Below are 26,036 nucleotides of genomic sequence, written 5' to 3'. Positions count from 1 at the left end.
CATGAGTGTGATAGCGCAGGCAGGGGCGAAGGGTCGTCAACTGCACAAGTTTGGTGGTAGTAGTCTTGCTGATGTGAAGTGTTACCTGCGTGTCGCAGGGATCATGACAGAGTATTCGCAGCCGGGGGACATGATGGTTGTCTCCGCGGCTGGCAGCACCACCAACCAGTTGATTAGCTGGCTCAAACTGAGTCAGACCGATCGCCTCTCTGCGCATCAGGTGCAACAGTCCTTACGTCGTTACCAGAGTGAGCTGATTGCCGGCTTACTGCCAGCGGACGTCGCGGACGGGTTGATTAGCGCCTTCACGCATGACCTTGAGCGTCTGGCTGCCCTGCTGGACAGTGGTATTACCGACGCGGTGTATGCCGAGGTGGTCGGCCACGGTGAAGTGTGGTCTGCACGCCTGATGGCGGCCGTGCTGCAACACCTGGGCGTGGATGCGGCCTGGCTTGACGCGCGTGACTTCCTGCGCGCCGAACGCGCCGCTCAGCCGCAGGTGGATGAAGGCTTGTCATATCCGCTGCTGCAACAGCTGCTGGTTCAGCATCCGGGCAAACGTATTGTGGTGACCGGCTTTATCAGCCGCAGCAGTGCCGGTGAAACCGTGCTGCTGGGACGTAACGGCTCTGACTACTCAGCGACGCAAATTGGTGCGCTGGCAGGCGTTTCCCGCGTCACTATCTGGAGCGACGTGGCCGGTGTCTACAGTGCTGACCCGCGTAAAGTGAAAGATGCCTGCCTGCTGCCGCTGCTGCGTCTGGACGAGGCCAGCGAGCTGGCACGCCTGGCGGCACCGGTTCTGCATGCGCGTACGCTACAGCCGGTTTCCGGGAGCGACATCGACCTGCAGCTGCGCTGTAGTTACACCCCGGATCAAGGCTCTACCCGCATCGAACGCGTCCTGGCGTCCGGTACGGGGGCGCGAATTGTGACCAGCCATGACGACATCTGCCTGATTGAGTTCCAGGTCCCGGCGGGCCAGGATTTCAAACTGGCACACAAAGACATCGACCTGATCCTCAAACGCGCCCAGGTGCGTCCGCTCGCCGTTGGCGTGCATAACGATCGCCAGCTGCTGCAGTTCTGCTACACCGCTGAAGTGGCGGACAGCGCCCTGAAAATTCTTGATGAAGCGGGCCTGCCGGGCGAGCTTCGCCTGCGTCAGGGTCTGGCGCTGGTGGCGATGGTGGGGGCGGGCGTTACCCGCAACCCGCTGCACTGCCATCGTTTCTGGCAGCAGCTGAAAGGCCAGCCGGTTGAATTCACCTGGCAGTCGGAAGAGGGCATTAGCCTTGTGGCCGTACTGCGTAAAGGACCTACCGAGAGTCTGATTCAGGGGCTGCATACCTCTCTGTTCCGTGCGGAGAAACGCATTGGACTGGTGCTGTTTGGCAAAGGAAACATCGGCTCACGCTGGCTGGAGCTGTTCGCTCGCGAGCAGGTGACCCTCTCAGCGCGTACCGGGTTTGAATTTATTCTCGCGGGCGTGGTGGACAGCCGCCGCAGCCTGCTGAACTACGAAGGGCTGGATGCCAGCCGGGCGCTGGCCTTCTTTAACGATGAAGCGGTTGAACAGGACGAAGAGTCGCTGTTCCTCTGGATGCGCGCGCACCCGTATGACGATCTGGTTGTGCTGGACGTGACCGCCAGTGAACAGCTTGCCGATCAGTATCTTGATTTCGCCAGCCACGGTTTCCATGTTATTAGCGCCAATAAGCTGGCGGGGGCGAGCAGCACGGACAAGTACCGTCAAATCCACGACGCGTTTGAAAAGACAGGCCGTCACTGGCTGTATAACGCCACGGTGGGCGCTGGCTTGCCGGTTAACCATACCGTGCGTGATTTGATTGAAAGCGGCGACAGCATTCTGGCGCTGAGTGGCATCTTCTCCGGCACGCTCTCCTGGCTGTTCCTGCAGTTTGATGGCACCGTACCGTTCACTGACCTGGTGGATCAGGCATGGCAGCAGGGCTTAACGGAGCCTGACCCACGCGTTGACCTCTCCGGTAAAGACGTTATGCGTAAGCTGGTGATCCTGGCGCGCGAAGCCGGTTATGACATCGAACCTGATGCCGTCCGCGTTGAGTCGCTGGTGCCTGCTGGCTGTGAGGACGACTCTGTCGACCACTTCTTCGAGAACGGCGAAGAGCTGAACGAGCAGATGGTGCAACGTCTGGAAGCGGCAAACGAGATGGGCCTGGTGCTGCGCTACGTGGCGCGTTTCGAAGCGAACGGAAAAGCACGTGTGGGTGTCGAGGCGGTTCGTCCTGAACATCCGTTGGCGGCACTGCTGCCGTGCGATAATGTTTTCGCCATTGAAAGCCGCTGGTACCGCGATAACCCACTGGTGATCCGTGGCCCGGGTGCGGGGCGCGATGTGACCGCCGGGGCTATCCAGTCCGACATCAACCGTCTGGCTAAACTGCTGTAATCCTTCTTGTTCCCTCTCCCTATGGGAGAGGGACAGGGTGAGTGCGGTCTGATGCCCTCACCCGCCATCATGAACTCCCTTCATCTTCCCTGAGCATTCCTCACCATTCCTGGCGATTATTTCTGTTGACGTCCCTCCGCTTTTCCGTCATTTTTACATCTGGACGTCTAAACGTATAGAAGTTCGAAACACAACACACAATGACACGCGATTGATGAGGTAAGGTATGAGCTTTTTTCACGCCAACCAGCGGGAAGCCCTGAATCAGAGCCTGGCCGAAGTAAATGGTCAGATTAACGTCTCTTTTGAATTTTTCCCGCCGCGCACCAGTGAAATGGAGCAAACCCTCTGGAGCTCTATCGATCGCCTGAGCAGCCTGAAACCGAAGTTTGTCTCCGTCACCTACGGTGCCAACTCCGGTGAGCGTGACCGTACGCACAGCATCATTAAAGGCATTAAGGACCGTACGGGTCTGGAAGCGGCTCCGCACCTGACCTGTATCGACGCGACGCGCGATGAGCTGCGTGCCATTGCCCAGGACTACTGGAACAACGGTATTCGCCATATCGTCGCCCTGCGCGGTGACCTGCCGCCGGGGAGCGGTAAACCGGACATGTACGCCACCGATCTGGTCGCGCTGCTGAAAGAGGTCGCAGACTTCGACATTTCCGTTGCCGCTTACCCTGAAGTTCACCCGGAAGCGAAAAGCGCCCAGGCGGATCTGCTTAACCTGAAGCGTAAAGTGGACGCCGGTGCGAACCGCGCCATTACCCAGTTCTTCTTTGATGTGGAAAGCTACCTGCGCTTTCGTGACCGCTGTGTGTCCGCGGGCATCGACGTCGAAATTATCCCGGGAATTTTGCCGGTCTCTAACTTCAAACAGGCGAAGAAATTTGCCGATATGACCAATGTGCGCATTCCGCACTGGATGTCTAAAATGTACGAAGGGCTGGACGATGACCCGGAAACACGCAAGCTGGTGGGCGCAAACATCGCGATGGACATGGTGAAGATCTTGAGTCGTGAAGGGGTGAAGGATTTCCACTTCTATACGCTCAACCGCGCGGAAATGAGTTACGCCATTTGCCATACGCTGGGTGTACGGCCTGGCGCATAACAAATAGAAGCCCTCTTCGGAGGGTTTTTTGATTTATAAGGGTTTTATTTCCCCGCCATATCAGCAATGCTGCCTTTGACGTACAGAACGCACATACTTTCAATGGGAAATTAAACGGAATTAACTATCGAATCTGTGGGTTATCTCAACTATACCTTATCAACAAGGGCGTATATCGTAACGGTAACACTGTAAAAGGGAGCATAGCGATGAGCACGTCAGACGACAGCAATAATGCGGCATCAATCGGCAAGTGCCCGTTCCATCAGGGCAGCGTCGATCACAGCGCGGGGGGAGGCACAGGCAGCCGCGACTGGTGGCCAAAACAACTCCGCGTCGATCTTCTTAATCAACATTCCAACCGTTCTAACCCTCTGGGTGAAGACTTTGACTACCGCAAAGAATTCAGCAAACTTGATTACTCAGCGCTCAAGGGCGATCTCAAAGCACTTCTGACCGACTCTCAGCCGTGGTGGCCAGCCGACTGGGGCAGCTATGCGGGCTTGTTTATCCGTATGGCCTGGCACGGCGCAGGTACCTATCGCTCCGTTGACGGTCGCGGTGGCGCAGGGCGCGGTCAACAGCGCTTTGCCCCCCTGAACTCCTGGCCAGATAACGTAAGTCTGGATAAAGCGCGCCGTCTCCTGTGGCCTATCAAGCAAAAATACGGTCAAAAAATTTCCTGGGCTGACCTCTTCATCCTTGCCGGTAACGTGGCGCTGGAGAACTCTGGTTTCCGTACCTTTGGTTTTGGGGCCGGGCGTGAAGATGTCTGGGAACCGGATATGGACGTGAACTGGGGTGATGAAAAAGCCTGGCTCACCCACCGTGATCCGGAAGCACTGGCGAAGCGCCCACTGGCAGCCACCGAAATGGGGCTGATTTACGTTAACCCGGAAGGGCCAAACGCCAGCGGTGAACCACTGTCAGCGGCCGCGGCGATCCGTGCCACCTTTGGCAACATGGGGATGAACGACGAAGAGACCGTTGCGTTGATTGCAGGCGGTCATACCCTCGGTAAAACCCACGGTGCAGGTGAAGCGACCCATGTCGGTGCCGACCCGGAAGCCGCGCCAATTGAAGCGCAGGGTCTGGGCTGGACCAGTACGCACGGTACCGGCGTTGGCGCAGATGCGATCACCTCCGGGCTGGAAGTCATCTGGTCACAAACGCCGACCCAGTGGAGTAACTACTTCTTCGAGAACCTGTTCAAATACGAGTGGGTGCAGACCCGCAGCCCGGCGGGTGCGATTCAGTTCGAAGCCGTGGATGCACCAGACATTATGCCTGATCCGTTCGACCCGTCGAAAAAGCGCAAACCGACGATGCTGGTCACCGATCTGACGCTGCGTTTTGACCCCGAGTTCGAGAAAATCTCCCGCCGCTTCCTGAACGATCCGCAGGCCTTTAACGAAGCCTTTGCGCGCGCGTGGTTCAAGCTGACCCACCGTGATATGGGGCCAAAAGCGCGTTACATTGGTCCGGAAGTGCCGAAAGAAGATCTCATCTGGCAGGATCCACTGCCGCAGGCGGTGTTCAACCCGACCAAAGAGGACATTGAGAGTCTGAAAGCGGAAATCATTGCCTCGGGTCTGTCCGTGAGCGACCTGGTTTCCGTTGCCTGGGCGTCTGCATCGACCTTCCGCGGTGGCGATAAGCGTGGCGGCGCCAACGGTGCGCGTCTGGCACTGGCACCCCAGCGCGACTGGGAAGTTAACGCCGCAGCGGTTCGCGCGTTACCCGCCCTGGAAGCTATTCAGCGTACCACCAACAAAGCGTCACTGGCCGATATCATCGTGCTGGCAGGTGTGGTGGGTGTTGAACAGGCGGCGAAAGAGGCCGGCGTTTACGTCAATGTACCGTTCACGCCGGGCCGCGTTGATGCGCGTCAGGATCAGACGGATATCGAGATGTTTAACCTGCTCGAACCGATTGCCGATGGCTTCCGTAACTACCGTGCACAGGTTGATGCCTCCACTACCGAGTCTCTGTTGATTGATAAGGCCCAGCAGCTGACGCTCACTGCACCAGAACTGACGGTGCTGATTGGTGGTCTGCGCGTACTGGGGGCGAACTTCGATGGCAGTCAGAACGGCGTGTTCACCCATCGTGAAGGCGTGCTGAGCAACGATTTCTTCGTGAACCTGCTGGACATGAATACCCAGTGGAAAGCGACCGATGAATCAAACGAGCTGTTTGCCGGCAGCGATCGCGCCAGCGGTGAAGTGAAATACACCGCCACGCGTGCCGATCTGGTATTCGGTTCGAACGCCGTGCTGCGCGCACTGGCCGAGGTTTACGCCAGCAGCGACGCCCATGAGAAATTCGTCCGTGACTTTGTTGCCGCTTGGGCGAAGGTGATGGATTTGGATCGGTTTGATCTGCAGTAAATACAATCCCCGCTTCGGCGGGGATTTTTTTATTATCCGGCCATACCGGTTACGCCCACTCCCGCAGGAACCGTTGCCCGTACTGATCGGCCACCAGCAGCGCCGCGTAAACCTGATCCGGTGACACCCCGCCTGGCATGTTGTGAATGGTTTCACCCTCTGCGCAGGCTGCCTCGGCAATCAGCCGCATTTTAAGCGGAATATCCTCTTTAATGTTCAGTTGTGCCAGCGTGATGGGCAAACCTACGCTGTGACACAGCGCTGCGACGGTTTCAATTTCCTCTACCGGGGCATTTTCCAGCACCAGTTGCGTCAGCGTCCCAAACGCCACTTTTTCACCGTGATAGAACGAATGTGCCTCCGGCACGGCGGTCATTCCGTTGTGAATGGCGTGCGCGGCCGCCAGTCCACCGCTTTCAAATCCAACGCCGCTCAGATAGGTATTGGCTTCAATGATGCGCTCCAGCGCCGGTGTGACCACGTGCTGCCCGGCCGCGAGCATCGCTTTCTCACCCTCTTCAATTAACGTGTTGTAGCACAGCTCGGCGAGGGCTAGCGCAGCCTGGGTACATTTTCCGCCCGCCATGGTGATCGCGCCACTACGGGAACAGGCGCGCGCTTCAAACCAGGTGGCAAGGGCATCGCCTATCCCGGCGGCCAGCAGACGCGGCGGAGCGCCAGCTACCACCCGGGTGTCGACAATCACCATGTTCGGGTTATGCGGCAGCATCAGGTAGCGATCGAATTCACCGCTGTCGGTATAAATGACGGAAAGGGCGCTGCACGGGGCGTCGGTGGAGGCGATAGTCGGGGCGATGGCAACGGGCACGTCCATAAAATGCGCCAGCGCTTTGGCGGTATCCAGCGTTTTCCCGCCGCCGATACCGAGCACCGCCATACAGTCGGCGCCGTCGGCCCGTTTTTTCAGGCGATCGATTTCATTTTGCGAACATTCGCCACCGAAGGGCGCGATTTCAGCATAAATTTCCGCTTTTTTGAAACTCTCAAGCAAGGTCTCTTGTGCAAAACCCAGCACAAACTTATCACCCACAACCAGCCAGCGTGTTGCCAGTGGTTTCAGATAGTCGCCGAGACGGGTGAGAACATCAGCGCCCTGGATATATTTCCCCGGCGATTGAATGATACGGTCCATAACAGATCTCCCTTAGAGGTTGAGGTTACCAAACGCGTTTTTCCAGTCGTGCTCAAACTTCTCTATGGCTGACTCTACCGCCGGGGTGCCGAGCATTTGTTGCGCTACATCTAAAGGAAGCGTGATTGCTTCACATCCGGCGAGCAGGCAGTCCAGCGCCTGACGTGGTGTTTTGAAGCTGGCGGCCAGCACGCTGCTTTCTGGGGCGTGGCGTTCGAGCAGGGATTGCAGCTCCTGTACCATACGAATGCCGTCCCCGCCCTGAGCGTCGACGCGGTTAACATACGGTGCGACATATTTCGCTCCCGCCAGCGCGGCCAGTAAACCCTGGGCGGCGCTGTAAACGGCCGTGCCTAACGTGGTAATGCCCTCTTTTTTCAGCATTTTTATCGCCATAAGGCCCTGTGCGGTCACCGGGATTTTCACCACGATGCCAGGAATAGCGTTACTCAGGCGTTTGGCTTCTGCCACCATCCCTTCGGCTTCACGGCTCATGGTCTGGGCAAACAGCGTACCCTGTGGCCCGATGGCGTTTTGCAGACGCGGCAGTACGTTCCAGAGGGTTTCGCCGCTGGCGGCTACAATGCTCGGGTTGGTGGTGACGCCGGCAATCGGAAAAATGCGCGCCAGGTGCTCAACCTCTGCCACGTTGGCAGTATCCAGATACAGTTCCATTATTTTTCCTTAAGTCAGAAAGGTTAACTCAAGGATAAGGTGGGGCTGCTGGCCGGGGATACAGGTCAATTTTGCCAAATACTGGACAAATGTAATGTGCTTAGTGAAGTGAGAGGGCGATCACAATGCTAGTTTTTGGCAGTCAGCTGGCTGTGATACTGGCGGCGGTATTCAGAAGGGGAGCGTTCGGTATGTTTACGAAAGAGGCGACAGAAGTAGTTGCTGTCTGTAAAGCCGCAGCGGGCGGCAATGTCTTTGATTTTTAGGTCATAACCCTTGAGCAACTGGCGCGCGTGTTCCAGACGCGTTTGGGTCAGGTATTCATTGAACCCCACGTTCCCGGTCTTCTGAAACAGATGTGAAAGGTAGTTGGGTGAAATATAAAACGCCCGCGCCACGGAATCGCGGGTCAGCGGTGAGGCGTGATGTTCATCGAGATAGCGCCGGATGGCTTCAAACAAAGCGCGACTGCGGCTGTCAGTGTGAATGTCGCTGCCAAGAAGATCGCGACAGTGGCTGAGCATACTCAGTACCACCAGTCTGGCCGTTTCCTGTTCATCAGGCTGCATCTGCAGCTCGGCCAGCGTTTGCAGGAGAAACGCTCCGGTTCGGGGGCCGCGCCGGGCAACCTGCTGGTGCTGTATAAGCACGTTATCCCGATAAAGACGAAGCGACAGCTGCTGTTTACCGAAGCTGATGCTGAGCGCGTGACCGGTATGAAGTAACCCCTCCGCAGAGGAAGAAAACCACGCTTCGCAGGCATTATCGAGGTTAATGACCAGGCAAGGCGTTGTGCGGGAGTGTGGGTCGGGCGGGGTGAAAAACCGTACGTCACGTAGCGCGACGGTGCCATTAATGAGGTCGGTCAGAAGGGTGCTGATGTCGTGGTGCATGGCGTGAATACCGGATATCGCCCGGCAGCGTTAGCGCTGCCGGGCCTGTATGAAGCCAATGGATTAGCCTGTGTTACGCATACCTGCCGCAACGCCTGCAATCGTCACCATCAACGCCTGTTCGACGCGTGGATCCGGCTCTTTACCTTCCTCTTCCGCCAGACGTGAACGGTGCAGCAGCTCCGCCTGCAGGACGTTCAGGGGGTCGGTGTAGATATTACGCAGCTGGATGGACTCGGCAATCCACGGCAGATCCGCCATCAGGTGCGAGTCGTTAGCAATGTCCAGCACCACTTTGATGTCGTCTTCCAGCAGTTCGCGCAGCTCTTTACCCAGCGTCCACAGCTCAGGCTTCACCAGACGCTGATCGTAGTATTCCGCCAGCCACAGGTCTGCTTTCGAGAAGACCATCTCCAGCATACCCAGACGGGTGGAGAAGAATGGCCAGTCGCGGCACATGGTTTCCAGTTCGTTCTGTTTGCCATCTTCCACCACTTTCTGCAGCGCCGCGCCTGCGCCCAGCCAGGCGGGCAGCATCAGACGGTTCTGGGTCCATGCGAAGATCCACGGGATGGCACGCAGAGACTCTACGCCACCGGTCGGGCGGCGTTTAGCCGGGCGTGAACCCAGCGGCAGTTTACCCAGCTCCTGCTCAGGGGTAGCTGAACGGAAGTAAGGCACAAAATCTTTGTTTTCACGCACGTAGCCGCGGTACAGATCGCAGGAGATATCTGACAGCTCGTCCATGATATGGCACCAGGACTCTTTCGGCTCTGGCGGTGGCAGCAGGTTCGCTTCCAGAATCGCACTGGTGTAGAGCGACAGGCTGCTGATGGTCACTTCCGGCAGGCCGTACTTGAAGCGGATCATCTCGCCCTGTTCGGTCACGCGCAGGCCGCCTTTCAGGCTTCCCGGCGGTTGTGACAGCAGTGCCGCATGCGCTGGCGCGCCACCACGGCCAATCGAGCCGCCGCGTCCGTGGAACAGCGTCAGTTCGATGCCTGCTTTTTCACAGGTCTTGATCAACGCGTCCTGTGCCTGATACTGCGCCCAGGATGCCGCCATGACGCCCGCGTCTTTTGCGGAGTCGGAATAGCCAATCATCACCATCTGTTTGCCCTGAATAAAGCCGCGGTACCAGTCGATGTTCAGCAGCTGCGTCATGACGTCGTTGGCGTTGTTCAGGTCATCAAGGGTTTCAAACAGCGGTGCAACCGGAAGGGCATAGTCGATACCGGCTTCTTTGAGCAGAAGGTGAACGCCCAGCACGTCAGACGGTGTTTTCGCCATGGAGATCACATAGGCAGCCACCGATCCTTTCGGCGCATCAACGATCGCTTTACAGGTGTTGAGCACCTCGCGGGTTTCGTTGCTTGGTTCCCAGTTACGTGGCAGCAGGGGACGCTTGGAGTTCAGTTCGCGGATCAGGAAGGCTTGTTTGTCCGCTTCGGACCAGCTTTCATAGTCGCCGATGCCGAGATAGCGGGTCAGTTCGCCCAGCGCTTCAGTATGACGGGTGCTTTCCTGACGGACGTCAATACGCACCAGCGGCACGCCGAAACACTTCACGCGACGCAGGGTGTCGAGCAGTTCGCCATTCGCGATGATGCCCATTCCGCAGGCCTGCAGTGATTTATAGCAGGCATACAGCGGCTCCCAGAGCTGCTCGTTCTGGCTCAGCAGGCCTTCCGGCTTTGGCAGGCGCTGGCCTTTCAGACGCGCTTCCAGCCAGGCCTGCGTCGCCATCAGTTGGCCACGCAGTTTTTTCATCAGGAAACGATACGGCTCGCTGGCACCTTCTTCGCCGGCCAGCGCGCGCAGTTCCGGCGTGGCCTCTACCATCGACAGCTCGGAGATCAATACCTGAATATCTTTCAGGAACAGGTCGGTTGCTTTCCAGCGGCTCAACAGGAGCACGTGGCGGGTAATTTCCGCGGTGACGTTCGGGTTGCCGTCACGGTCGCCGCCCATCCAGGAGGTGAAGCGCACCGGCACAAAATCGACCGGCAGGCGGTAATCCAGATTCGCTTCCAGCTGCTCGTTCAGCTCACGCAGGTAGTTCGGCACCCCTTCCCACAGGCTATTTTCCACCACTGCAAAGCCCCATTTGGCTTCGTCGACCGGGCTTGGACGATGCTTACGAATTTCATCGGTGTGCCAGGACTGGGCAATCAGCTGGCGCAGACGGCGCATCAGCTGGTTGCGTTCGTAGTCAGCAATGTCTTTGTTATCCAGCTGCTTGAGGCAGTTGTTCACTTCCACCATTTTGTGGATCAGGGTGCGGCGAGTGATTTCGGTTGGGTGAGCGGTCAGAACCAGCTCCAGCGAAAGGGACTCCACCGCTTTTTTGATGATGTCTTCGTTGAGGTCTGGCTGGTCTTTCAGTTTACGAAGCGTACGGGCAATGACTTCCGGGTTGCTGGCAGCTTCGCCATTCGGCGAAATGCTGTGGTATTGCTCAGCGGTGTTTGCCAGGTTCAGAAACTGGCTGAAGGCGCGGGCAACGGGCAGCAGCTCATCGTTAGAAAGGTTCTGCAAGGTGGTGAGCAGCTCCTGACGACTGGCCTCGTTACCTGCACGGGAAGATTTTGACAGCTTGCGGATGGTTTCAACGCGGTCGAGAATGTTTTCCCCCAACGCATCTTTGATGGTATCTCCAAGCACTTTGCCGAGCATACTGACATTACTACGCAACGCGGAATATTGTTCGTTCATAAAAACCCAGTCACCCCATCATTTTTGTTTATGCCCAATCGAAAATCTTTTGGACAATATTTTGTCATCTCCCTTTATAAAGCCACGTAAAACCCCCGTCGTCAATTGCTGCGAAAACGGTTCAGCAAACGAATAAATGTGGGTAATTTACGAAATTTAATTCGCTTTGCGTCAGATAAGAGATGCTTATGGGAATGTGACGAAGATCGCGGGATTTGTTGCCCTTACCCTGACCCTCTCCCACCGGGAGAGGGAACCCTCAGGGGCATTTTAATGCCAGCAGAAGTGATGCACGACCTGGGTAATCAGTTCACGGGTCGGTTTGATAAAGCGCGTTTCCAGATATTCATCCGGCTGGTGGGCCTGGTTGATGGAACCCGGGCCAAGCACCAGCGTAGGACACAGGGTCTGAATAAACGGTGCTTCGGTGCAATAGTTCACCACGTCGGTTTTCTCGCCGAGCAGCTTTTCCACGACTTCAACCAGTTGATGATCCGGTGGACATTCGTAGCCAGGGATCGGCGGATGAAGCTCGGAGACCGTCAGGCGGCCCGGCCAGCGCTCGCTGACCGGCGCCAGCGCTTCGGTCAACAGGCCGTCGAGATCGCTCAGCGTCATGCCCGGCAGCGGACGGATATCCATATGCAGTTCGCAGCAGGCGCAGATACGGTTGGATGCATCACCACCGTGCAGGCTGCCGAGGTTCAGCGTCGGATAAGGCACGGTGAATGCGTCGTAGTGATAACGCTCTTTCAGCGAGTCGCGCAACTGCATGATGCGGCCGATGGCGTCGTGCATCAGTTCGATGGCGTTGACGCCGCGCGCCGGATCGCTGGAGTGGCCTGACTGGCCCAGCACGCGCACCGCCGTGGAGATATGGCCTTTGTGGGCGCGGATTGGCTGCAGTGACGTTGGTTCACCAATAATGGCGCAATCCGGGCGAATCGAGGTGTTTTCAGAGAAGTAGCGCGCCCCGGCCATGCTGGTCTCTTCATCGGCAGTGGCCAGAATGTAGAGCGGTTTCTTCAGCGTTGTCACGTCCACGTCACGCAGCGCATCGAGGATAAAAGCAAAAAAGCCTTTCATGTCGGCGGTGCCCAGACCGTAAAGCTTGTTGTCATGCTCGGTCAGGGTGAACGGATCGCGCGTCCAGCGGCCATCGTCAAAGGGAACGGTATCGGTATGACCGGCCAGCAGCAGGCCGCCGGCACCCTGTCCGGTACTGGCGAGCAGGTTAAATTTATGGCGTGTTCCGGGAACGGGCTGAACCTCAACGTTAAACCCAATATCGCTAAACCAACCTGCCAGCAGATTGATTAAAGACTCATTGCTCTGATCCAGCGCTTCTTCGGTCGCACTGATGGAGGGTGTGGCAATCAGGGCGCGGTAAATCTCGATAAATGGCGGTAAGTTCATTTTCATTGTTGACACACCTTAGGTCGTGATAGTATCAATATTCATGCAATAAATGTGAATAAAAATACATTAACGTTGAGCATAAAGGAACCCGATGTTGAATACGCTGATTGTAGGCGCTAGCGGTTATGCGGGCGCAGAGCTTGTAAGCTACGTGAATCGCCATCCTCATATGACCATAACCGCTTTGACCGTGTCAGCGCAAAGCAATGATGCAGGAAAGTTAATTTCCGATTTGCATCCGCAACTTAAAGGCATTGTTGATCTGCCGCTGCAGCCAATGTCTGACATCCGCGCGTTCACCGACGGCGTCGACGTGGTGTTTTTAGCTACCGCGCACGAAGTCAGCCACGACCTGGTTCCGCAATGTCTGGCGGCCGGCTGCGTGGTGTTCGACCTCTCCGGCGCCTTCCGTGTGAATGACGGCGCGTTCTACGAAAAATATTACGGTTTCACCCATCAACACCCTGAACTGCTGGAAAAAGCGGTATACGGCCTGGCGGAGTGGAGCACAGATAAACTGAAGGAAGCGGATCTGGTTGCCGTGCCGGGCTGTTATCCGACGGCGGCACAGCTTTCTCTGAAGCCGCTGATCGACGCAGACCTGCTGGATCTGAACCAGTGGCCGGTGATCAACGCCACCAGTGGTGTCAGCGGCGCGGGGCGTAAAGCCGCTATTGCCAACAGCTTCTGCGAAGTGAGCCTTCAGCCGTATGGCGTGTTCAATCACCGCCATCACCCTGAAATCACGACGCATCTGGGTGCGGATGTCATCTTCACGCCGCATCTGGGCAGCTTCCCGCGTGGGATCCTCGAAACTATCACCTGCCGCCTGAAACCCGGCGTGACCCACGAACAGGTGAGCGCAGCCTTTACGCAGGCCTATGCGGACAAACCGCTGGTGCGTCTGTACGACAAAGGCGTGCCGGCGCTGAAAAATGTGGTTGGCCTGCCATTCTGCGACATCGGTTTTGCCGTGCAGGGTGAGCACCTGATTGTGGTGGCTGCGGAAGATAACTTACTTAAAGGCGCTGCCGCACAGGCAATGCAGTGTGCAAATATTCGTTTCGGTTTCCCGGAAACCCAGGCTCTTATTTAAGGTGTGATGATGAACCCATTAATTATCAAACTCGGTGGTGTACTGCTGGACAGCGAAGAAGCGCTGGAGCGTCTTTTTACCGCGCTGGTGAACTATCGCGAATCACACCAACGTCCGCTGGTGATTGTGCACGGCGGCGGCTGCGTGGTTGATGAGCTGATGAAAGGGCTCAACCTGCCGGTGAAAAAGAAAAATGGCCTGCGCGTCACGCCTGCTGACCAGATTGATATTATTACCGGTGCCCTGGCGGGGACGGCGAACAAAACGCTGCTGGCGTGGGCGAAGAAACACCATATCGCCTCTGTCGGTCTGTGTCTGGGCGATGGTGACAGCGTAAAAGTGACCCAGCTCGACGAAGAGCTCGGACACGTTGGACTGGCACAGCCTGGTTCGCCTAAGCTGATTAACATGCTGCTGGAAGGAGGATTCCTGCCGGTGGTGAGCTCTATCGGGGTGACCGAAGAGGGCGAACTGATGAACGTCAATGCAGACCAGGCGGCAACGGCTCTGGCGGCTACGCTGGGCGCGGACCTGATTCTGCTCTCTGACGTAAGCGGTATTCTCGACGGCAAAGGCCAGCGTATTGCGGAAATGACCGCGGCGAAAGCCGAACAGCTTATCGAGCAGGGCATTATTACCGACGGCATGATCGTCAAAGTCAATGCGGCGCTGGATGCCGCGCGTACGCTTGGACGTCCGGTGGACATCGCCTCCTGGCGCCACGCGGAGCAACTCCCGGCGTTGTTTAACGGCACGCCGATTGGCACGCGTATTCTGGCGTAAGCAATTTACCGATTCTGCAGGCCCGGTCAGCGCAGCGCAGCCGGGCAATGAAATTCAAAGATATTAAGGAAGCATGTTATGGCACTTTGGGGTGGGCGTTTTACACAGGCAGCGGATCAACGGTTCAAACAGTTCAACGACTCTTTGCGCTTCGACTACCGCCTGGCCGAGCAGGATATCGTCGGCTCTGTGGCCTGGTCCAAAGCGCTGGTCACCGTGGGCGTCCTGACCGCAGACGAACAGCTGCAGCTGGAAGAGGCGCTGAATAACCTGCTGGAAGAGGTGCGTCTGGACCCGCAGCAGATCCTCGCCAGCGATGCGGAAGATATTCACAGCTGGGTGGAAGGGAAACTCATTGATAAAGTCGGCCAGCTGGGTAAAAAACTGCATACCGGGCGTAGCCGTAACGACCAGGTCGCGACTGACCTGAAATTGTGGTGTAAAGATACCGTTGGTGAACTGCTGGCAGCCAACCGTCAGCTGCAAGGCGCGCTGGTGGAAACCGCGCAGAACAACCAGGACGCGGTGATGCCGGGTTATACCCACCTGCAGCGTGCGCAGCCGGTAACCTTTGCGCACTGGTGTCTGGCCTACGTTGAGATGCTGGCACGTGATGAAAGCCGTCTGCAGGATACCCTGAAGCGTCTGGACGTGAGCCCGCTGGGCAGCGGTGCGCTGGCAGGGACGGCCTATGAAATCGACCGTGATCAGTTGGCTGGCTGGCTGGGCTTTGCTTCAGCCACCCGTAACAGCCTGGACAGCGTCTCTGACCGTGATCACGTGCTGGAGCTGCTTTCCAATGCGTCTATCGGCATGGTGCATCTGTCGCGCTTTGCCGAAGACCTGATTTTCTTCAACTCCGGTGAAGCCGGGTTTGTTGAGCTGTCTGACCGCGTGACGTCAGGCTCCTCCCTGATGCCACAGAAGAAAAACCCGGATGCGCTGGAGCTTATCCGCGGTAAGTGTGGCCGTGTGCAGGGCGCGCTGACCGGCATGATGATGACCCTGAAAGGGCTGCCGCTGGCGTATAACAAAGATATGCAGGAAGACAAAGAAGGGCTGTTCGACGCGCTCGATACCTGGCTGGACTGCCTGCATATGGGCGCGCTGGTGCTGGATGGCATTCAGGTGAAACGCCCGCGTTGTCAGGAAGCGGCGCAGCAGGGCTATGCAAACTCGACCGAGCTTGCCGATTACCTGGTGGCGAAAGGCGTACCGTTCCGTGAAGCGCACCATATTGTCGGTGAAGCGGTGGTTGAAGCCATTCGTCAGGGTAAGGCACTGGAAGCGTTGCCGCTGACCGACCTGCAGAAATTCAGTGCGGTTATCGGTGATGATGTGTATCCGATTCTGGCGTTACAGTCTTGTCTGGATAAGCGTGCAGCGAAAGGCGGCGTGTCACCGAAGCAGGTCGCGCAGGCGATTGCGGATGCGAAAAACCGGCTGGTTTGATGAGTGCGGGCTGGTGCCCTCACCCGCCCTCTCCCACGGGGAGAGGGCGTAAACACTAAAAATGGCAACTTCGGTTGCCATTTTACTTTTATCCCTGGGCTTTTTTACGCAAAAAAAAGCGGACCACGGGGTCCGCAAAAGTTCACGTTGGCTTTAGTTGTTCGAGTTTTGAGAGAAACTCGCTGACGGTGCGGGGACGTCAAGGGTCAAACACGTGCCGCCTCGTCTATGTGGTGTATTATTCAACAGAATGCTTGATAGGGATAATCGTTCGTTGCTATGCTATCTATCGCCATGAACTATCGTGGCGACGGAGGATGAATAATGAATATTCGTGATCTTGAATACCTGGTAGCGTTAGCCGAGCACCGCCATTTTCGCCGCGCGGCAGATTCCTGCCACGTCAGCCAGCCTACCCTGAGCGGCCAGATCCGCAAGCTGGAAGACGAGCTGGGCGTGATGCTGCTGGAGCGCACCAGTCGTAAGGTACTGTTCACCCAGGCAGGTCTGCTGCTGGTGGATCAGGCGCGCACCGTGCTGCGCGAGGTCAAAGTGCTCAAGGAAATGGCAAGCCAGCAGGGGGAGGCGATGTCCGGCCCGTTGCATATTGGCCTGATCCCAACCGTTGGCCCGTACCTGTTGCCGCACATCATTCCAATGCTGCATCAGACGTTCCCGAAACTCGAAATGTATCTGCATGAAGCGCAAACCCATCAGCTGCTGGCGCAGTTAGACAGCGGCAAGCTCGACTGTGCCATTTTGGCGCTGGTCAAAGAGAGCGAAGCTTTTATTGAGGTGCCACTGTTTGATGAGCCCATGATGCTGGCGATCTATGAAGATCACCCGTGGGCGAACCGCGATCGCGTGCCGATGGCCGATCTGGCCGGTGAAAAACTGCTGATGCTGGAAGATGGTCACTGCCTGCGCGATCAGGCGATGGGCTTCTGCTTCGAAGCGGGTGCTGACGAGGATACCCATTTCCGCGCAACCAGCCTTGAAACGCTGCGTAATATGGTGGCGGCGGGCAGTGGGATCACATTGCTGCCGGCACTGGCCGTGCCGCGCGAACGTAAACGTGACGGCGTGGTTTATCTGCCATGCATTAAACCAGAGCCACGTCGTACCATTGGTCTGGTTTATCGTCCGGGTTCACCGCTGCGCAGCCGCTATGAGCAGCTGGCAGAGGCCATCCGTGGTTCGATGGATGGCCATTTTGACAATGCGTTAAAACAGGCGGTTTAAGCCGTTCAGTGCCGCGACCCGATAGGCTTCCGCCATGGTCGGGTAGTTGAAGGTGGTGTTAACGAAGTACTCGATGGTGTTACCACCACCTTTTTGCTCCATGATCGCCTGGCCGATATGAATAATCTCCGCCGCGCGTTCACCAAAGCAGTGAATACCGAGGATCTCTTTCGTCTCGCGATGGAACAGGATCTTCAGTGTACCCACGCTCATTCCCACGATTTGCGCCCTCGCCAGATGTTTAAACTGTGCGCGACCCACCTCGTAAGGCACCTTCATTGACGTCAGCTGCTGCTCGGTTTTCCCGACGGAGCTGATTTCCGGGATGGTATAAATACCTGTCGGAATATCTTCGATCAGATGTGCCGTCGCTTCGCCTTTCACCAGCGCCTGCGCCGCGATACGTCCCTGATCGTATGCTGCAGAAGCCAGGCTTGGATAACCGATAACATCACCGACAGCATACACATGCGGCAGGGCTGTCTGGTACATGCTGTTCACCTTCAGCTGACCGCGGCTGTCGGTTTCGAGCCCGATATTTTCCAGAGTCAGAGAATCGGTGTTACCGGTACGGCCGTTGGCATACAGCAGGCAGTCTGCTTTCAGCTTCTTGCCCGATTTCAGATGCATGATCACACCGTCGTCGCAGCCTTCAATTTTCTCGTACTCTTCGTTGTGGCGAATCACCACGCCGCTGTTCCAGAAGTGGTAAGAGAGCGAGTCTGACATTTCCTGATCGAGGAAGGCCAGCAGGCGGTCGCGGGTGTTGATCAGGTCAACTTTCACGTCCATGCCCCGGAAGATCGACGCATATTCGCAGCCAATCACCCCTGCGCCATAGATAATCACATGACGGGGTTCGTGGTGCAGGCTCAGGATGGAGTCGCTGTCGTAAATGCGCGGGTGGGAGAAGTCCACGTCTGCCGGATGGTACGGGCGTGAACCACAGGCGATGACAAATTTTTCCGCCGTGATGGTTTCGACCGACCCGTCGTGGCATTCGAGTGCCAGGGTGTGTTCATCAACAAAGTGCGCATTGCCCTGCAAAATTTCACAGTGGTTACGCTCATAAAACCCCTGGCGCATCCGCGTCTGCTGGTTAATAACGGTATCCGCATGATTCAGGATGTCAGCAAAGGAGGAACGAAGAAGTCGGGAGTGGTCGCTGTAAAGAGGGTTCTGGTTAAATTCAATAATGCGGCTAACGGCATGGCGGAGGGCTTTGGAAGGGATGGTGCCCCAATGGGTGCAACCACCGCCAACGTTATGGTAGCGCTCTATCACCGCTACTCTGGCTCCCTGTTTCACCAGTCCCATAGCAGCGCCTTCGCCGCCGGGGCCGGAACCTATCACAATTGCGTCGTAATCGTAGGAATGTGGCATGGTAAGGCTTACCTGTTCTTATACATAAAAGCAACAGAATCATAACATCATTGCCCGAGTAACCCAATTATCGTTGTGCTTTTTTCCGGCAGTGGAGCACAAACCGTACGTAAACAATCATTCACAAAGCCAGGCAAACAGATTAATTTTATTCTCTGGTATAGTGCCATCAGGCCTTTGGAAGGATTCAACTATCGTGATGGGCGTAAGAGCACAACAAAAAGAGAAAACCCGGCGTTCGCTGGTGGAAGCCGCATTCAGTCAACTGAGTGCCGAGCGTAGTTTTGCCAGTTTAAGCCTGCGTGAAGTTGCGCGCGAGGCCGGGATTGCGCCAACGTCCTTCTATCGTCATTTCCGTGATGTGGATGAACTGGGTCTGACCATGGTCGACGAGAGCGGGCTGATGCTGCGTCAGCTTATGCGCCAGGCGCGGCAGCGTATCGCTAAAGGGGGGAGCGTGATCCGCACCTCTGTGTCGACCTTTATGGAATTTATTGGCAATAACCCCAACGCATTTCGCCTGCTGTTGCGGGAACGTTCCGGAACATCAGCCGCGTTCCGTGCCGCTGTGGCGCGTGAAATTCAGCATTTTATCGCGGAACTTGCCGACTATCTTGAACTCGAAAACCATATGCCGCGTGCGTTCACTGAAGCACAGGCTGAGGCGATGGTGACGATTGTTTTCAGCGCGGGTGCCGAAGCGCTGGATGTCAGCATCGAACAACGCAAGCAGCTCGAAGAGCGACTGGTATTACAGCTCAGGATGATCTCCAAAGGCGCGTACTACTGGTATCGCCGTGAACAAGAGAAACTGGCACATCAAACCGAAGAGTGAAGGTGAGTAATGAAACAGTCAGGTCAGGATAAGGGTACGCTGTTGCTGGCATTGATCGCTGGCTTATCAATTAATGGCACGTTTGCGGCTGTGTTCAGCTCGATCGTTCCATTTTCTATTTTCCCGCTCATTGCGCTGGTGCTGACGGTGTACTGTCTGCATCAGCGTTACCTGAACCGCACCATGCCGGTCGGGTTGCCTGGGCTGGCCGCGGCCTGCTTTATTCTTGGCGTGTTGCTGTATAGCACCGTGGTGCGTGCAGAGTATCCGGATATCGGTTCTAACTTCCTGCCGGCGGTACTTTCCGTGGCACTGGTGTTCTGGATTGGCTCGCGCATGCGTAGCCGCAAGCACGAGCTGCCGGAGTAAGAGAGTGGGGTTGCAGGCAGGTTGACCTGCCTGCCATCACGTTACTTCGCGGTAAGAAGTACGCCGCACTCCATATGGTGCGTATACGGGAACTGATCGAAGAGAGCCAGACGTTCAACATTATGCGTCTGGCTTAATGTTTCGAGATTCTTGCACAGCGTTTCCGGGTTACAGGAAATGTACAAAATACGCGGGTAAGCCTGCACCATCTTCTCGGTTTCGCTGTCCAGGCCACTGCGCGGCGGATCGACAAAAATCGTCTCACACTGGTAGCTCTTCAGATCGATCCCCTCCAGGCGATTAAACTGACGTACACCATTCATGGCCTGCGTGAACTCTTCTGCAGACATACGAATGATCTGCACATTGTCGATGTGATTGGCGGCAATGTTGTACTGTGCAGCGGCAACGGACGGCTTGGCAATCTCCGTCGCCAGGACGCGCTCAAAGTTACGCGCCAGCGCCAGGGAGAAGTTGCCGTTCCCGCAGTACAGCTCTAGCAGATCGCCCTTTGACCCTTCGGTCGCCTTCAGCGCCCAGTCCAGCATCTGTACGTTCATTGCTGCGTTTGGCTGGGTAAAGCTGTTCTCAACCTGGCGGTACACCATCTCTTTTCCCGCCACCGACAGACGTTCGTCGATGAAATCCTGATCCAGCATGATTTTGGTTTTTGTCGCACGACCAATCAGGTGAACGTTGATGTTCTGCGCGCGCAGGGCATCGCGCAGCGCTTCTGCCTGCTCGCGCCATTCGTCATTCAGCGCTTTGTGATACAGCAGAGAGACAATCGCCTGGTTGCTTTGTGTGGTCAGATAATCAATCTGGAACAGCTTGTGACGCAGCACAGGGTTGTTGCGTACGCCGTCGATCATCAGCGTCATGAGCTGGTTGATGAGTTCACTCGCCGCCGGGAAGCTGTCGACCCGAATGCGGGACTTCGTCTGCTGATCAAAAATGATGTGGTACAGGTCGTCACCGTCGTGCCAGATGCGGAATTCCGCACGCATGCGGTAGTGGCTAACGGGCGAGCGGAACACCTCAGGAACGGGCGCGTTGAAAGGCGTCATCATACTTTGCAGGCGGACAACTTTCTCTGCCAGCTGTGCGTCGTACTGTTCTGTTGGGAGGTGTTCGGGGGTCATGATGCGTCCTGAGTGATAAAGAATTACGCGGGGATTGTAGGGATTGTGCAGTGGATGTCCAGATTTAATGGCCAATAGCTATCTGGACATCTATACGTGTCTAATTGTAGCATTCTGTTTCCGGTCTCCTGAGAGTGAAAAGGGAATCCAGTGAAAATCTGGAGCTGACGCGCAGCGGTAAAGACTGGCGGGATGAGAATTGTAGACACTGTGAAAATGGGAAGTCTTCATCCGCAAAACGCCACCTAGCCCGAAGACCTGCCGGGATCACGTCGCATTTGGTTTCGTCATCGCGTGCTATAGATGAAGCCTGCGGCATCCTTCTTATATTGTGGATGCTTTAACAATGATTAAAAAAGTATCGCTGTTGACGGCGTTGTCCGTCACGGCATTTTCGGGCTGGGCGCAGGATAGCGACGACTCGTTGGTGGTGACAGCAAACCGTTTTGAGCAACCTGTTAATACCGTTCTTGCACCAACGTCTGTGGTGACGCGCGAGGATATTGATCGCTGGCAGGCAAACACCGTCATTGATGTTATGCGTCGCTTGCCTGGCGTGGATACCGCCCAAAACGGCGGAATGGGGCAACTTTCCTCTCTTTTTATTCGGGGGACTAATTCCAGCCATGTTCTTATTCTTGTCGACGGGATCCGTCTTAACCAGGCTGGGGTAACGGGGTCGTCCGATCTCAGTCAGTTCCCGATCGCCCTGGTGCAGCGCATTGAATATATTCGCGGGCCACGCTCTGCAGTCTATGGTTCTGATGCGATTGGTGGCGTAGTGAACATTATTACTACCCGCGCAAAGGACGGCACGACGTTGAATGCGGGCGTAGGCTCGCATGGCTACCAAAATTACGGCGGCGGCACCCAGCAAACCCTGGGTGACAGCACGCGCGTGACGCTGGCGGGTGATTATACCTATACCAAAGGCTTTGACGTGGTTGCGGATGGCAACAACGGTGGTCTGGCTCAGACCGATCGTGACGGCTTTATGAATAAAACCCTCTACGGTGCGCTGGAGCATGCTTTCTCTGATCAGTGGAGCGGGTTCGTTCGCGGCTATGGCTACAGCAACCGTACCGCCTATGACGGCTATTACAGTTCATTTACGCCTGATGTTTTGGTTGATACCCGTCAGCTCTATAGCCAGACCTGGGACGCTGGACTGCGCTTTAATAATGACATCGTCCATTCACAACTTCTCACCAGCTACAGCCACAGCAAAGATTATAACTACGACCCGCATCTGGGACGTTATGATTCCAATGCCACGCTGGATGAGATCAAACAGTACAACGTGCAGTGGACTAACTCCGTTGAGGTGGGCCATGGCAATATTGGCGCAGGTGTCGACTGGCAGAAGCAGAGCACCGAACCAGGAACAAGCTATGTCACAAACGGCTATGACCTGCGTAACACCGGCGTCTACCTGACTGCGCTGCAGCAGTTTGGCGACTTTACCCTGGAAGGGGCAGCGCGTAGCGACGATAACTCTCAGTTTGGTCGCCATGGCACCTGGCAGAGCAGTGCGGGCTGGGAGTTCATTGAAGGTTATCGATTCATTGCCTCGTATGGCACTGCCTATAAAGCACCCAACCTCGGGCAGCTGTATGGTTTCTATGGCAACGACCATCTTGATCCTGAGGAGAGTAAACAGTGGGAAGGCGCGTTCGAAGGCCTGACGGCTGGCGTAAACTGGCGCGTATCGGCCTATCGCAATGACGTTGATAACCTGATCGACTTTAATAACAACCTTCAGGAATACTACAACGTAGGCAAGGCGCGTATTAAAGGGGTTGAAGCCACAGCGTCCTTTGATACAGGTCCACTGACTCATACGGTCGGTTACGATTACGTGGATGCACGCAATGCGGCAACAAACCAGCTATTGGATCGCCGGGCTAAGCAGCAGGTGAAGTATCAGCTTGATACGCAGGTCTATGAATTCGACTGGAGCCTGACTTACCACTACCTGGGAACACGTTACGACACTGACTTTGGTACCTACCCGTCTGAAAAGGTGAAAATGGGCGGCGTAAGCCTGTGGGATGTCGCAGTTTCATATCCTGTCACCTCTCACCTTACAGTTCGTGGTAAAATAGCCAACCTGTTCGACAAAGATTACGAGACAGTTTATGGCTACCAAACTGCAGGACGGGAATACACCTTGTCTGGCAGCTACACCTTCTAATCCGCGTCCCACCGTGCTGGTATTTGATTCCGGCGTCGGTGGGCTTTCGGTCTATGATGAGATCCGACATCTTCTGCCGGATCTCCATTACATTTACGCCTTTGATAACGTCGCGTTCCCGTATGGGGAAAAGAGTGAAGACTTTATTGTTGAGCGTGTGGTTGAAATCGTCACCGCGGTACAAAAGCGTTATCCCCTCTCGCTGGCGGTCATCGCCTGTAACACGGCCAGTACAGTATCGCTTCCTGCATTGCGCGAAAAATTCCAGTTCCCGGTTGTGGGCGTTGTTCCTGCAATAAAGCCTGCCGCGCGTCTGACGGCAAATGGCATTGTTGGTTTACTGGCAACGCGAGGCACGGTGAAGCGACCTTATACGCGCGAGTTAATCGACCGCTTTGCCAACGAATGCCAGATTGCGATGCTCGGTTCGGCGGAACTGGTCGAGATCGCCGAAGCGAAGCTACACGGAAAGGCAGTGCCGCTCGAAGAGTTGCGCCGTATTCTCCGCCCGTGGCTGCGGATGCCGGAGCCACCGGACACCGTTGTGCTGGGGTGCACCCATTTCCCTCTATTACAGGAAGAGTTATTAGAAGTTCTGCCTGAGGGCACACGGCTGGTGGATTCGGGGGCGGCTATAGCCCGACGTACGGCCTGGTTGCTGGAACATGAAGCCCCGGATGCAAAATCTGCCGATGCAAACATCGCTTTTTGTATGGCCATCACCAACGAGACCGAGCAACTTTTGCCCGTTTTACGCCGTTATGGCTTTGAAACGCTCGAAAAACTGGCGCTGTAGCACGATTTTGAGCAAAAAAGAGACGGTTGAACGTTTTTTTTAAAAGAGGGGTTGTCAACGTCTGAGAACTCCCTATAATGCGCCTCCACTGACACGGAACAACGGCTTACAAGCCGCCGGGTTAGCGGGGTTCAGAGATGAACACCAACAGAGAAAAGCAAAAATAAATGCTTGACTCTGAATGAGGAAAACGTAATATACGTGACCTCGCGACGGTGAGCTGTAAGCCGCGTCGCAACTGCTCTTTAACAATTTATCAGACAATCTGTGTGGGCACTCAAAGTGACATGGATTCTTAATGTCTTCGGACACTAAATGAATACCAAGTCTCTGAGTGAACATACGTAATTCATTACGAAGTTTAATTCACGAGCATCAAACTTAAATTGAAGAGTTTGATCATGGCTCAGATTGAACGCTGGCGGCAGGCCTAACACATGCAAGTCGAACGGTAGCACAGAGAGCTTGCTCTCGGGTGACGAGTGGCGGACGGGTGAGTAATGTCTGGGAAACTGCCTGATGGAGGGGGATAACTACTGGAAACGGTAGCTAATACCGCATAACGTCGCAAGACCAAAGAGGGGGACCTTCGGGCCTCTTGCCATCAGATGTGCCCAGATGGGATTAGCTAGTAGGTGGGGTAACGGCTCACCTAGGCGACGATCCCTAGCTGGTCTGAGAGGATGACCAGCCACACTGGAACTGAGACACGGTCCAGACTCCTACGGGAGGCAGCAGTGGGGAATATTGCACAATGGGCGCAAGCCTGATGCAGCCATGCCGCGTGTATGAAGAAGGCCTTCGGGTTGTAAAGTACTTTCAGCGGGGAGGAAGGTGTTGTGGTTAATAACCACAGCAATTGACGTTACCCGCAGAAGAAGCACCGGCTAACTCCGTGCCAGCAGCCGCGGTAATACGGAGGGTGCAAGCGTTAATCGGAATTACTGGGCGTAAAGCGCACGCAGGCGGTCTGTCAAGTCGGATGTGAAATCCCCGGGCTCAACCTGGGAACTGCATTCGAAACTGGCAGGCTAGAGTCTTGTAGAGGGGGGTAGAATTCCAGGTGTAGCGGTGAAATGCGTAGAGATCTGGAGGAATACCGGTGGCGAAGGCGGCCCCCTGGACAAAGACTGACGCTCAGGTGCGAAAGCGTGGGGAGCAAACAGGATTAGATACCCTGGTAGTCCACGCCGTAAACGATGTCGACTTGGAGGTTGTGCCCTTGAGGCGTGGCTTCCGGAGCTAACGCGTTAAGTCGACCGCCTGGGGAGTACGGCCGCAAGGTTAAAACTCAAATGAATTGACGGGGGCCCGCACAAGCGGTGGAGCATGTGGTTTAATTCGATGCAACGCGAAGAACCTTACCTACTCTTGACATCCAGAGAACTTAGCAGAGATGCTTTGGTGCCTTCGGGAACTCTGAGACAGGTGCTGCATGGCTGTCGTCAGCTCGTGTTGTGAAATGTTGGGTTAAGTCCCGCAACGAGCGCAACCCTTATCCTTTGTTGCCAGCGGTCCGGCCGGGAACTCAAAGGAGACTGCCAGTGATAAACTGGAGGAAGGTGGGGATGACGTCAAGTCATCATGGCCCTTACGAGTAGGGCTACACACGTGCTACAATGGCGCATACAAAGAGAAGCGAACTCGCGAGAGCAAGCGGACCTCATAAAGTGCGTCGTAGTCCGGATTGGAGTCTGCAACTCGACTCCATGAAGTCGGAATCGCTAGTAATCGTAGATCAGAATGCTACGGTGAATACGTTCCCGGGCCTTGTACACACCGCCCGTCACACCATGGGAGTGGGTTGCAAAAGAAGTAGGTAGCTTAACCTTCGGGAGGGCGCTTACCACTTTGTGATTCATGACTGGGGTGAAGTCGTAACAAGGTAACCGTAGGGGAACCTGCGGTTGGATCACCTCCTTACCTTAAAGAACCTGCCTTTGTAGTG

The 26,036-nt window shown here is 55.8% G+C and carries 18 protein-coding genes, 1 rRNA gene and 1 riboswitch; of the genes, 12 read left to right on the top strand and 7 right to left on the bottom strand.

Features of this window, described 5'->3' with window-relative positions; all coding sequences use genetic code 11:
• The first annotated feature begins 1 nt into the window (after position 1).
• The 3 genes from F8561_RS02030 (at position 2) to katG (ending at position 5,941) form a co-directional block, all read left to right on the top strand.
• Positions 2–2,434 carry a bifunctional aspartate kinase/homoserine dehydrogenase II gene (locus F8561_RS02030; RefSeq protein WP_020883947.1) on the top strand — a complete coding sequence of 811 codons (2,433 nt, stop codon included), beginning with the start codon at positions 2–4 and terminating at the stop codon, positions 2,432–2,434.
• A 226-nt stretch (positions 2,435–2,660) separates the two neighbouring features.
• Positions 2,661–3,551, top strand: a complete 891-nt coding sequence (gene metF, locus F8561_RS02025; protein ID WP_014172187.1) for a methylenetetrahydrofolate reductase — start codon at positions 2,661–2,663, stop codon at positions 3,549–3,551.
• Positions 3,552–3,760: 209 nt separating this feature from the next.
• Positions 3,761–5,941 (top strand): catalase/peroxidase HPI, encoded by a 2,181-nt coding sequence (gene katG / locus F8561_RS02020; RefSeq protein WP_149377049.1) that lies wholly within the window; start codon positions 3,761–3,763, stop codon positions 5,939–5,941.
• 49 nt (positions 5,942–5,990) lie between these two features.
• Here the strand turns inward: katG and gldA are convergent, their stop codons facing one another.
• From gldA to argE, 5 genes are all read right to left on the bottom strand, one after another.
• Positions 5,991–7,094, bottom strand: coding sequence for a bifunctional L-1,2-propanediol dehydrogenase/glycerol dehydrogenase (gene gldA / locus F8561_RS02015; protein ID WP_151887090.1), 1,104 nt, complete (start codon positions 7,092–7,094; stop codon positions 5,991–5,993).
• Positions 7,095–7,106: 12 nt separating this feature from the next.
• A complete protein-coding gene (fsa, locus tag F8561_RS02010; protein ID WP_151887089.1) occupies positions 7,107–7,769 on the bottom strand; it encodes a fructose-6-phosphate aldolase in 663 nt (220 codons plus the stop codon).
• A gap of 128 nt (positions 7,770–7,897) precedes the next feature.
• Positions 7,898–8,662, bottom strand: coding sequence for a helix-turn-helix transcriptional regulator (locus F8561_RS02005; RefSeq protein ID WP_050737737.1), 765 nt, complete (start codon positions 8,660–8,662; stop codon positions 7,898–7,900).
• Between the two features lie 63 nt (positions 8,663–8,725).
• Complete coding sequence (gene ppc, locus F8561_RS02000; protein WP_014172182.1) at positions 8,726–11,377, bottom strand: phosphoenolpyruvate carboxylase; 2,652 nt, start codon at positions 11,375–11,377, stop codon at positions 8,726–8,728.
• 270 nt (positions 11,378–11,647) lie between these two features.
• Positions 11,648–12,799 carry an acetylornithine deacetylase gene (gene argE / locus F8561_RS01995; protein ID WP_020883942.1) on the bottom strand — a complete coding sequence of 384 codons (1,152 nt, stop codon included), beginning with the start codon at positions 12,797–12,799 and terminating at the stop codon, positions 11,648–11,650.
• A gap of 88 nt (positions 12,800–12,887) precedes the next feature.
• Here argE and argC point away from each other — a divergent pair, with 88 nt between their 5' ends.
• The 4 genes from argC to oxyR all read left to right on the top strand — a co-directional run bounded on the left by argC (position 12,888) and on the right by oxyR (position 17,369).
• The gene (gene argC, locus F8561_RS01990) at positions 12,888–13,892 is read left to right on the top strand and encodes an N-acetyl-gamma-glutamyl-phosphate reductase (RefSeq protein ID WP_047356146.1); all 1,005 of its coding nucleotides are present in this window, start codon (positions 12,888–12,890) and stop codon (positions 13,890–13,892) included.
• Between the two features lie 6 nt (positions 13,893–13,898).
• Complete coding sequence (gene argB, locus F8561_RS01985) at positions 13,899–14,675, top strand: acetylglutamate kinase (RefSeq protein ID WP_086462987.1); 777 nt, start codon at positions 13,899–13,901, stop codon at positions 14,673–14,675.
• A gap of 78 nt (positions 14,676–14,753) precedes the next feature.
• On the top strand, positions 14,754–16,127 hold the full coding sequence (gene argH / locus F8561_RS01980) for an argininosuccinate lyase (protein WP_014172177.1): 1,374 nt from the start codon (positions 14,754–14,756) through the stop codon (positions 16,125–16,127).
• 324 nt (positions 16,128–16,451) lie between these two features.
• Positions 16,452–17,369: a DNA-binding transcriptional regulator OxyR gene (oxyR, locus tag F8561_RS01975; protein WP_014172176.1), complete on the top strand. Its 918-nt coding sequence runs from the start codon at positions 16,452–16,454 to the stop codon at positions 17,367–17,369.
• Here the strand turns inward: oxyR and sthA are convergent.
• Positions 17,352–18,752 (bottom strand): Si-specific NAD(P)(+) transhydrogenase, encoded by a 1,401-nt coding sequence (gene sthA, locus F8561_RS01970; protein WP_151887088.1) that lies wholly within the window; start codon positions 18,750–18,752, stop codon positions 17,352–17,354. The two genes, oxyR and sthA, sit on opposite strands and share 18 nt — an antisense overlap.
• Before the next feature lie 196 nt (positions 18,753–18,948).
• Here sthA and fabR point away from each other — a divergent pair, with 196 nt between their 5' ends.
• On the top strand, positions 18,949–19,587 hold the full coding sequence (fabR, locus tag F8561_RS01965; RefSeq protein ID WP_008501784.1) for an HTH-type transcriptional repressor FabR: 639 nt from the start codon (positions 18,949–18,951) through the stop codon (positions 19,585–19,587).
• 9 nt (positions 19,588–19,596) lie between these two features.
• Entirely contained in the window at positions 19,597–19,956 is a 360-nt protein-coding gene (locus F8561_RS01960) for a YijD family membrane protein (RefSeq protein ID WP_020883939.1), read from the top strand.
• A 41-nt stretch (positions 19,957–19,997) separates the two neighbouring features.
• Here the strand turns inward: F8561_RS01960 and trmA are convergent, their stop codons facing one another.
• Positions 19,998–21,098 carry a tRNA (uridine(54)-C5)-methyltransferase TrmA gene (trmA, locus tag F8561_RS01955; RefSeq protein ID WP_032679233.1) on the bottom strand — a complete coding sequence of 367 codons (1,101 nt, stop codon included), beginning with the start codon at positions 21,096–21,098 and terminating at the stop codon, positions 19,998–20,000.
• Positions 21,099–21,202: 104 nt separating this feature from the next.
• A riboswitch (cobalamin riboswitch) is annotated at positions 21,203–21,379 on the top strand.
• A 65-nt stretch (positions 21,380–21,444) separates the two neighbouring features.
• Between trmA and btuB the strand changes: the two genes are divergently transcribed.
• The 3 genes from btuB to F8561_RS01940 all read left to right on the top strand — a co-directional run bounded on the left by btuB (position 21,445) and on the right by F8561_RS01940 (position 26,011).
• Positions 21,445–23,292: a TonB-dependent vitamin B12 receptor BtuB gene (gene btuB, locus F8561_RS01950; protein ID WP_151887087.1), complete on the top strand. Its 1,848-nt coding sequence runs from the start codon at positions 21,445–21,447 to the stop codon at positions 23,290–23,292.
• A complete protein-coding gene (gene murI, locus F8561_RS01945) occupies positions 23,237–24,088 on the top strand; it encodes a glutamate racemase (protein WP_020883936.1) in 852 nt (283 codons plus the stop codon). Before btuB ends, murI begins: the two co-directional genes overlap by 56 nt.
• Before the next feature lie 383 nt (positions 24,089–24,471).
• A 16S ribosomal RNA gene (locus tag F8561_RS01940) occupies positions 24,472–26,011 on the top strand.
• The last annotated feature ends 25 nt before the right edge of the window (positions 26,012–26,036 follow it).

Source organism: Enterobacter sp. 198 (assembly GCF_009025585.1).
Lineage (GTDB): Bacteria > Pseudomonadota > Gammaproteobacteria > Enterobacterales > Enterobacteriaceae > Enterobacter > Enterobacter ludwigii.
Note: the sequence above shows the minus strand (reverse complement) of the source record. Positions and strands in the feature narration are given on the sequence as shown.